The 8,315-nt window shown below is 59.8% G+C and carries 8 protein-coding genes; 3 read left to right on the forward strand and 5 right to left on the reverse strand.

Annotated elements, in window-relative coordinates; all coding sequences use genetic code 11:
* Positions 1–76: 76 nt before the first annotated feature.
* The 4 genes from AC1DT3_RS07165 to AC1DT3_RS07180 all read right to left on the reverse strand — a co-directional run bounded on the left by AC1DT3_RS07165 (position 77) and on the right by AC1DT3_RS07180 (position 3,869).
* On the reverse strand, positions 77–871 hold the full coding sequence (locus AC1DT3_RS07165) for a UDP-2,3-diacylglucosamine diphosphatase (protein WP_477464565.1): 795 nt from the start codon (positions 869–871) through the stop codon (positions 77–79).
* Positions 872–1,000: 129 nt separating this feature from the next.
* Positions 1,001–2,113, reverse strand: coding sequence for an S-(hydroxymethyl)glutathione dehydrogenase/class III alcohol dehydrogenase (locus AC1DT3_RS07170; RefSeq protein ID WP_477464566.1), 1,113 nt, complete (start codon positions 2,111–2,113; stop codon positions 1,001–1,003).
* Positions 2,114–2,214: 101 nt separating this feature from the next.
* Entirely contained in the window at positions 2,215–2,958 is a 744-nt protein-coding gene (locus AC1DT3_RS07175) for a pseudouridine synthase (protein ID WP_477464567.1), read from the reverse strand.
* The gene (locus tag AC1DT3_RS07180; RefSeq protein WP_477464568.1) at positions 2,955–3,869 is read right to left on the reverse strand and encodes a class I SAM-dependent methyltransferase; all 915 of its coding nucleotides are present in this window, start codon (positions 3,867–3,869) and stop codon (positions 2,955–2,957) included. The genes AC1DT3_RS07175 and AC1DT3_RS07180 overlap by 4 nt, the downstream gene beginning before the upstream one ends.
* A 306-nt stretch (positions 3,870–4,175) precedes the next feature.
* On the opposite strand from AC1DT3_RS07180, the gene AC1DT3_RS07185 reads away from it, so the two are divergent.
* The 3 genes from AC1DT3_RS07185 (at position 4,176) to AC1DT3_RS07195 (ending at position 7,868) form a co-directional block, all read left to right on the forward strand.
* Positions 4,176–5,483: a glycosyltransferase gene (locus tag AC1DT3_RS07185; protein WP_477464569.1), complete on the forward strand. Its 1,308-nt coding sequence runs from the start codon at positions 4,176–4,178 to the stop codon at positions 5,481–5,483.
* Positions 5,484–5,632: 149 nt separating this feature from the next.
* The gene (locus AC1DT3_RS07190; protein ID WP_477464570.1) at positions 5,633–6,532 is read left to right on the forward strand and encodes an ABC transporter permease; all 900 of its coding nucleotides are present in this window, start codon (positions 5,633–5,635) and stop codon (positions 6,530–6,532) included.
* Complete coding sequence (locus AC1DT3_RS07195; RefSeq protein WP_477464571.1) at positions 6,522–7,868, forward strand: ABC transporter ATP-binding protein; 1,347 nt, start codon at positions 6,522–6,524, stop codon at positions 7,866–7,868. The genes AC1DT3_RS07190 and AC1DT3_RS07195 overlap by 11 nt, the downstream gene beginning before the upstream one ends.
* Before the next feature lie 49 nt (positions 7,869–7,917).
* On the opposite strand, the gene AC1DT3_RS07200 is transcribed toward AC1DT3_RS07195, so the two are convergent.
* Positions 7,918–8,315 (reverse strand): class I SAM-dependent methyltransferase (locus tag AC1DT3_RS07200; protein WP_477464572.1); only part of this gene is annotated, 398 nt, incomplete at its 5' end.

The following is an 8,315-nucleotide window of genomic DNA, read 5'->3' on the forward strand; positions in this document are numbered from 1 at the left end:
GCAGCCATGTGTTCAAGCGAACGCACGACGCCGTTGATCTGCGGGTGCCACGCGTCCGTCGCGATAAGCAGGCGCATCAGGCAGCCCGACGAGCGGCGGATATCGCATCGTCGCCTTTCATCACCGCTGGCATGGCGCATACGTCGAGCCAGCGAACGATTTCTAGTGCTCCGTCGTAGTGCTCGACCACAGCGGTGCAGGATTCGACCCAGTCTCCGGTGTTCACGTATCGAATGCCGAACGTATCGTGACACGCAGCGTGATGAATATGGCCACAGATGACGCCGTCGACATCTTGACGCTTGGCCTCGGATGCCAAGAACTCCTCGAATTGGCTGATGAAATTGACGGCGTTCTTGACCTTGAACTTCGCCCACGCGGACAAGGACCAGTACGTCAATCCCATGCGGCGGCGGATGAGATTGAGGTAGGTGTTGATGAACAGCGCCGACGTGTAGGCCCAATCGCCAAGAAGCGCTATCCAACGGGCGTGGCGCACGACGAGGTCGAATTGATCGCCGTGGATGACGAGATAGCGCTTGCCGTCGGCCGCTTCGTGCACGGCATGGTCCATCAGCTCGATTCCACCGAGATGGCTGCCCGTATAGTCTCGCAGGAATTCATCGTGGTTCCCGGGAATGTAGATGAGACGCGCACCCTTGCGAACCTTGCGCAATAGTTTCTGAACGATGTCGTTATGAGCCTGTGGCCAATACCATCCCGAACGAAGTCGCCATCCGTCGACGATATCGCCGACGAGATAGATGATGTCCGCATCGTATTGTTTCAGAAACGCGAGCAGATGGCCGGCCTGGCAGCCTTTGGTGCCGAGGTGGACGTCCGATAGAAACAGAGTACGCACACGCGTCACGTGAAGATCCTGAAGCACGTGATCACCTCGCTGGCTTTTGTCGCGAGTAAACGTGATTCGGCGCTTCAGTTCGATGACGGTGGGTTTACGGAATTATGACAGGAGCGTCGTTCAAGCGGTCCCGATCGTCTAGTAGACGATCACGGAGCGGATCGATTTCCCCTCGTGCATGAGGTCGAATGCAGTATTGATCTCGTCGAGCGGCATCGTGTGGGTGATGAGATCGTCGATGTTGATCTTTCCCTCCATGTACCAATCCACGATCTTCGGGACGTCGGTCCTGCCGCGCGCGCCGCCGAAAGCCGATCCCTTCCACACGCGCCCCGTCACGAGTTGAAACGGTCTCGTGGAGATTTCCTGCCCTGACGCCGCGACACCGATCACGATGCTCTCGCCCCAGCCCCGATGGCAGCATTCGAGAGCTTGGCGCATCGTGTGTACGTTGCCGATGCATTCGAACGAAAAATCGGCGCCGCCGCCGGTGACGTCGATAATTGCTTCCACGACCTTGTCGCGCCCGACCTCATCGGGATTGATAAAGTGCGTCATGCCGAACTTTTCGGCCATGGCCCGCTTGGACGGGTTGAGATCCACACCAATGATCTTGTCCGCGCCCACCATACGCGCGGCCTGAATCACGTTGAGGCCAATGCCGCCGAGCCCGAAGACGACGACGTTCGCACCCGGCCAGACCTTTGCCGTATAGATCACCGCGCCGATTCCCGTCGTCACGCCGCAACCGATGTAGCAGATCTTGTCGAAAGGCGCGTCCTCGCGCACTTTCGCAAGAGCGATCTCGGGCAGCACGGTGAAGTTCGCGAAAGTCGAGCAACCCATGTAGTGAAACACCTGGTCACCCTCGCACCGGAAGCGACTCGTGCCGTCAGGCATGACACCCTTACCTTGGGTGGAGCGAATGGCGGTGCAAAGGTTGGAGCGCCGCGACAGGCAGGTTTTGCATTGGCGGCACTCGGGCGTGTAGAGCGGAATCACGTGATCGCCCGGCTTGAGTGTCGCGACACCCGGCCCGACCTCACGCACGATGCCAGCCCCTTCATGGCCGAGAATGGCCGGGAACAGCCCTTCCGGATCGAGCCCCGACAACGTGTACGCATCCGTGTGGCAGACACCCGTCGCCATCACCTCCACCAACACTTCGCCGTCGCGTGGTCCTTCGATACGAACGGTTTCGATAGTGAGAGGTTTTCCAGCCTCCCACGCGACGGCTGCACGGGTTTCCATGGTGACACTCGCTTTACGATTGGTGGAGCCGACTATGCGGGAGGGCGACAGTCGTGGTCAACGCCGAACGCGCGTCCTGCTCCAGGCCGCACGAAACGAGCTCACGACTGCTGCAAAATGCGCGCGATCTCGGTCTCGCCAAGCGTCCGATAGGCGCCCGGTTCGAGGTCCGCCGGGATTTCGAGGGCGCCGATGCGATCGCGGTGCAGCGCCGTCACGTGATTGCCTACGGCTGCGAACATGCGCCTGACTTGATGGTAGCGTCCTTCAGTCAAGGTCACATACGCACGCGTCTGCGACACGATCTCCATCGCCACCGGCAGAAGCGGTTTGTCCTCGCTGTCGAGCATCAGCGTTCCGGCGGCGAAGATCGCCTGCTCATCGCCGCGCAGAGGCCGATCGAGGGTCACGTCATAGCGTTTGGAGACATGGTTGCGGGGCGAGATGATCTTGTGCAGCAGCGCGCCGTCGTCGGTCATCAGAAGCAACCCCGACGTCTCTTTGTCGAGCCGCCCGATGGTCGAGATCGCCGGATCGCGGCGGCGCCAACGCTCGGGCAACAGGGAATAGACCAGCGGTCCGGCTTCCTTGTGCGAACACGTCACGCCGAGCGGCTTGTTGAGCATCAGAATCAAGCCGGGCGGTGGATCGAGGGGGCTGTCATCGACGCGCATCCGCGCCGAGAGATCGGATGTGATCACGACGCGCTGATCAGCGTCTTCGAGCTCCACTCCATCCAACGTCACCGCGCCGACACGCACCAATTGCTGAACCTCGCGACGGGATCCGTAGCCGAGATTGGCGAGCAGCCGGTCGAGGCGCAGCGTTGTTCCACCTTTGCTCATCGACGGGCCTCATAGATCTTGTAGCCTTCACCCTCGAAACGAAGGTCGACTCGCTTGAACGTCGTTTTCAGCACGTCCTCGTAGGGCAAGTGACGATTGGCGACGAGCCAGCAGACGCCACCGGTCCGCAAGGCGTCGCCCGCGCGCCGAATAAACGTCTGACCCAGGTTCCGATCTTCGGCTCCCCCGTCATGAAAAGGCGGATTCATCACAACGAAGTTGAGACCCGTCAGGGCGGTACCGACGCGGACATCCGCCCAAGTGATGGTGGCTCGTGGATCGGCGACATTGCGCCGCGCCGCCTCGACGGCCCGGCGATCGATATCGAGGAGCGTCAAATGCTCGACCTTCGGCGATGCGAGGATTGCGCGAGCAAGATGGCCGATACCGGCACCGAAATCCGCTCCCCGACCCGTGAGTGCTGGAAGGTGACGAAGCAACAGGGCGCTTCCCGGATCGACCCGGTCCCAGCTGAAGATCCCCGGTTGCGACCACAGCCCCGTTTCGGGCACCAATCGAGCTGCGCCGTCGGCGATCGCCTTCTCGATGCCCGTCGGAGCGTCGGGCCGCTCGCATTGGCAGATCCGATAATGCCGACGGGCCGTCTCCGTGACGGCGCAGCCGAAGGATTCGAGCTCCTTGCGCAGGCGCGATCCGCCCTTGTCCTTGGGCGCCAAGACCGTCAGCGGAGCACCCGAGGCGAGCGCCCTGAGCGCGAGCGCGATCACATATCGCCGCTCGATGGTCCCGTGGGGCGCTTCGACGACCATGGACGCCAAGACTCCACCGGCCTGATCCTCCAGCCTCTGCGCGCCGACGATCAGAGGCGAAAATTGAATCGCCGTCGTGGGACAATCCGCGAGTTCGACCGGCGGGACACCATATAATCCTTGGCTTTCAGCCTCTTGCAACGGCGTGCCTCTGTGTTTTCCGTGACGCTCGCAGACCTGACGGCCGGCGAGATCGCCTTCCCTCCGGCTTTTTCCGCAGATTGTAAATCCTGGATTTGGCTCGTAGCCCTTCCATGTCTTCCTCGCGCTGGACGGATGCGATAGAACAGGCCGCGAGCGACAAACCCGTCGGTTCGCGGAGACCTTTCCAACCCTGCGATGACGAAGCCGTCCCCTATTTCCCGAGAAGCGCCAGCTTCCGCCCGGGCGCCAGATCAGAGGGAAACCGAACTCCTTCTTCGGGCCACCGAGGACGAGGCGGCCGCCTTGCAGATTCTCCTTGAGAGGCGGGACGCCGCCCTGGCCGACCTCTCCGTTCGGTTGTCTGCGACCAAGGCTGGTTGGGAAGCAGCACGCGACCAGCTGGAAGCTCAATCGGCGAGCCTCTCGTGGCGTCTGACCGCGCCGCTTCGCAATCTGTCCCGCACCTTCCCAAACGTTAGTCGTCTTGTCCGCAAGGCGATCAAAGGGGTTTGGTGGACGCTGAGCCTGCAGTTGCCGCGCAAATTGCGGGAACGACGCGAACGAAATACCGCCCCGGACATCCAAGGAAAGGCACCTGTCGCAAGCTTGGTGTCCTGGGTCGAGCCCAACRCAATCCCTCTCGGCTGGTACGGAGCCGTGCCGTTACGCCCGGATCAGCTTTCACCTCTCAGGTCCCCAGAAAGTTCCTCGATCGCGACTTATCGGGAGGAAACGGCCGACGTCTCCCGCCGATATGGCCATGTGGTCGACCCGGACGGATCAGAAGATCTTCATCGAACAATAGGCAGCGGCACGATCGCGCGAACCCATCTCGAACGCGTCGGTATTGCTGAGCACATCCCCCAAAGCAAACAACCCCCGTCCTTTGCGATCGTGACGCCGTTCTTTCGCCACCTGGCGTATTTTCGGCTTTGTGCCCAAAGCGTTGCGGATCTCGTCCAACGCGAACCAGCCGCCAGCGAACGGGTGGAATGGATTGTCCTTAACGACGATCCGAGCGTCTCGGTAGACGATCTTAGCGCTGCGCTGCCGCCTTCGGTCCTTCCTCTGACGCGCATTCTCGCCGACGGGTCGAATGCGGGCATCGTCGCCCGGCTCAACCAGGGGATCGCAGCGGCGAGACATTCTTGGATCATATTCCTGGATTGCGATGACGAGCTCGACCCGGCCGCTCTGGGGGTGCTTGACCATTACATCGCGCTCTTCCCGCAATGTCGTTACATCGCGTCCGCGATGACGGACATCGACGAGAGCGGTCGCGCCTTGAGATCCCGGTTCCACGAGCACCCGACGACAGACCTGTTCGAGTCCGGCATGGTCGCCTCGCACCTGAAGGCCGTCCGGAGCGACCTGATCTTTGAACTTGGGGGTTTGGACGAGGCCTTCAGCGGCGTGCAGGACTACGATCTCGCACTGCGGGCGGCCGCTCACGAGCCTCTGCTGCAAATTCCCGAGCGCCTCTACCGCTACCGCTGGCATCAAGCCTCCCAAACGGTGGCCCGCCAACGTCTCCAGGCTCTTCTGGCGCGGGCGGCGAAGGCACGGTTTTTGCGCGATATCGTTGCACACGATCCGGCATTGAAGGAATAGCTTCGCTTGCAAAGGTATTTTCGACCCGCGAGCGTGCGACGTCGCGCTGCTTGACACACCGTTACGTAGCGGACTAGTTCGCCCGTTCCAGTCGTCCGGAGCGTCCGTTCGAGGGGTGCCTTCTTGCCCGGACGCCCCGGAAGCATGCTATGCAGCCGTTGTTGTACCGCGATCCCGACCGTCGCGAAGGAAATGGACCCCTGATGGCGCCTGATTTGACTATTCGGAAGGCTGACGAAAGCATCTCCCCGCTCGCGATGGTGGGCGCGATCGTCAGAAACCGCAACTTGATCTGGCGACTCGCTCGTAGGGAATTGGAAGCTCGCTACCGAGGCTCCCATCTGGGATTGCTGTGGATCGTCTTGCTGCCCCTCCTGATGCTGAGCGTCTACACATTCGCGTTCGGCGTCGTGTTCAAGGCCCGTTGGGCGGAAGCCAACACAGATTCCCCCTGGGTCTTCGCGATCTTCCTGTTCGCGGGGCTGTCGTTCTTCAATGTTTTTGCGGAGATGGTCGCCCGAGCTCCATCGCTGATGACCGAGAACGCGAGCTACATCAAGAAGCTTCTGTTCCCGATCGAAATCCTGCCGGTTGTTCAGCTTCTTGTGTCTCTGTTCAACTTCATGGTGTCCCTGATCCTCTTGCTGGCGATGCAATTCGCCGTTCTTGGCCCGCCGCCACTTACTGCATTTTTGACACCACTCGCGTTGTTGCCGCTGGCCCTTTTTTCCCTTGGCCTGACTTGGTTCTTGTCCGCGTTGGGCGTGTATCTTCGCGACTTGCGCCAGATCGTCGGCGTCGCCGTGACGATCGCCTTGTTTCTTAGCCCGGTCTTCTTTCCGGTGTCGGCCGTTCCTGTCGAAGTTCGCTCCATCATTCAGCTCAACCCCCTCAGCACGATCGTCGAAACCGGACGCAATGTGCTCTTTTTCGGACGTGTGCCGGATTGGGGGCCTTGGATGATGAACCTGCTCTTCAACGCGTTTGTCGCTTGGCTTGGGTTCGCTTGGTTCACAAAAACACGCAGAGGCTTCGCCGATGTCATCTGAAGTGGTTGTCAAAGCCGAAGGCTTGGGAAAGGCGTATGCCATTTTCAAGAAACCGGAAGACCGGCTCAAGCAGATGCTCAGTATGGGGCGCCGCCGGTATTACGACGAATACTGGGCGCTTCGTGATGTGAATTTGGAGATCCGCAAAGGAGAAACGGTCGCTCTGATCGGCCATAACGGCGCCGGAAAATCAACGTTCCTGCAACTGCTTTGCGGAACCGTCAATCCTTCCACCGGCAACATCGCAGTTGCTGGTCGCGTCGGTGCGCTTCTCGAACTCGGCGCAGGCTTCAATCCGGAATTTACCGGCCGCGAGAACATGCAGCTCGCTGCGTCAGTCCTCGGCCTCTCCCCGGCCGAGATCGCAGAACGGGCCGATGCGATCGCCGAATTCGCCAGCATCGGCGACTTTCTCGACCAACCCGTCAAGCTTTACTCAAGCGGCATGTATGCGCGCCTGGCCTTCGCGGTCATGGCCCACGTCAATCCCGACCTCCTGATCGTGGACGAGATTCTGTCCGTCGGCGACGCCGCCTTCCAGCAGAAATGCATGCGTTTCATTCGCAAGTTCAAAGAGAATGGAACACTACTGTTCGTCTCGCACGATACGGCCGCCGTATTAAATCTGTGCGACCGGGCCGTGTGGCTTGATGCTGGCACAGTGAGAATGGTCGGAAGCGCGAAAGATGTCTGCAGCACCTACCAGGCCTCGATCGAGGGTGAAAAGGTCAACACCAATGCCTTTAAGATCGGCGGCAGTCGGAAGGCTGCGCCGGAGCCCGAGTTGCCGAGGGATCATCGAGAGGAAATCCTCGAAGAGGCAGGGCTGAAGCCGCAGGCCCAGGTTTTCAATTTTGATCCTGATGCACCATGGTTCGGCGCCCGGGGCGCGACGATCGAGAACGTCTTTATCACCGACAGCGGGGGAAACGCGGTCAACTCGTTCGATGGCGGCGAACTCATCACTCTCCATGTGGAAGCAGTCGCCCATGCGGCCATCTTAAAACCAATCATCGGATTTTACGTCAAGGACAGGCTTGGACAACATCTCTTTGGTGACAACACCTATTTGAGTTTTGCGCATGACAATCGCGAGACCCCAGCAGGCTCGATCGTAAGCGCGTCCTTCGAATTTCGTGTTCCCTACATGCCTCCAGGAGACTACGCGATTCAAGTTGCGATCGCCGCTGGAACTCCTGACGATCACATCCAGCATCATTGGGTCGATGACGTCATCGTATTTCGCGTTACAGGGCAGAATAGCAGCAAGGGCCTTATTGGAATCCCCATGAAGTCGATCAATCTCGACATTCGTTCAGATGTCGCCGTCGAATAGCGACGCAGCTTAACTGCTCAATCTACCTACGCGTAGTGGAACTGGCCCGTTACTTCTGAAGACATAGAACGAACACACCGCCCGAGTACTCAGCCGCAATTCCGAAAGTCGGGGACTGGATAAATTTCCAGAATGCACGACTGAATCCTGCCGCGCGTGCGCGCTCAAGTATGTCCCAGCCTGCAATTTCGAACACCAGCGAACCTCCGGTTCCCATTGGGTCGCCATGCCACTCAGGCTCAAGGATATGGTTCAGCTTGCCATCGACAAGGGTCGTTCGCACCTGCGATTCTTGATCCATGAATCGAAAGGGGCATGTACCGATGTGCCATCCGCCTGGCTTAAGAACGCGCGCAATCTCTGACAATGCTCGGTCCAGATACGGTACATGTTCCAAGACCTCGTTGGAGGTCACCAAATCAAAGCTCGCGTCGGCGAAGCTGAGTT

This window comes from Microvirga sp. P4_G7 (genome assembly GCF_056401005.1).

Excerpts from the sequence above, each read along its gene's own strand:
- AC1DT3_RS07170 (WP_477464566.1), bottom strand. The coding sequence starts at position 2,113 with ATGGAAACCCGTGCAGCCGTCGCGTGGGAGGCTGGAAAACCTCTCACT.
- AC1DT3_RS07175 (WP_477464567.1), bottom strand. The coding sequence starts at position 2,958 with ATGAGCAAAGGTGGAACAACGCTGCGCCTCGACCGGCTGCTCGCCAAT.
- AC1DT3_RS07190 (WP_477464570.1), top strand. The coding sequence starts at position 5,633 with ATGCAGCCGTTGTTGTACCGCGATCCCGACCGTCGCGAAGGAAATGGA.
- AC1DT3_RS07195 (WP_477464571.1), top strand. The coding sequence starts at position 6,522 with ATGTCATCTGAAGTGGTTGTCAAAGCCGAAGGCTTGGGAAAGGCGTAT.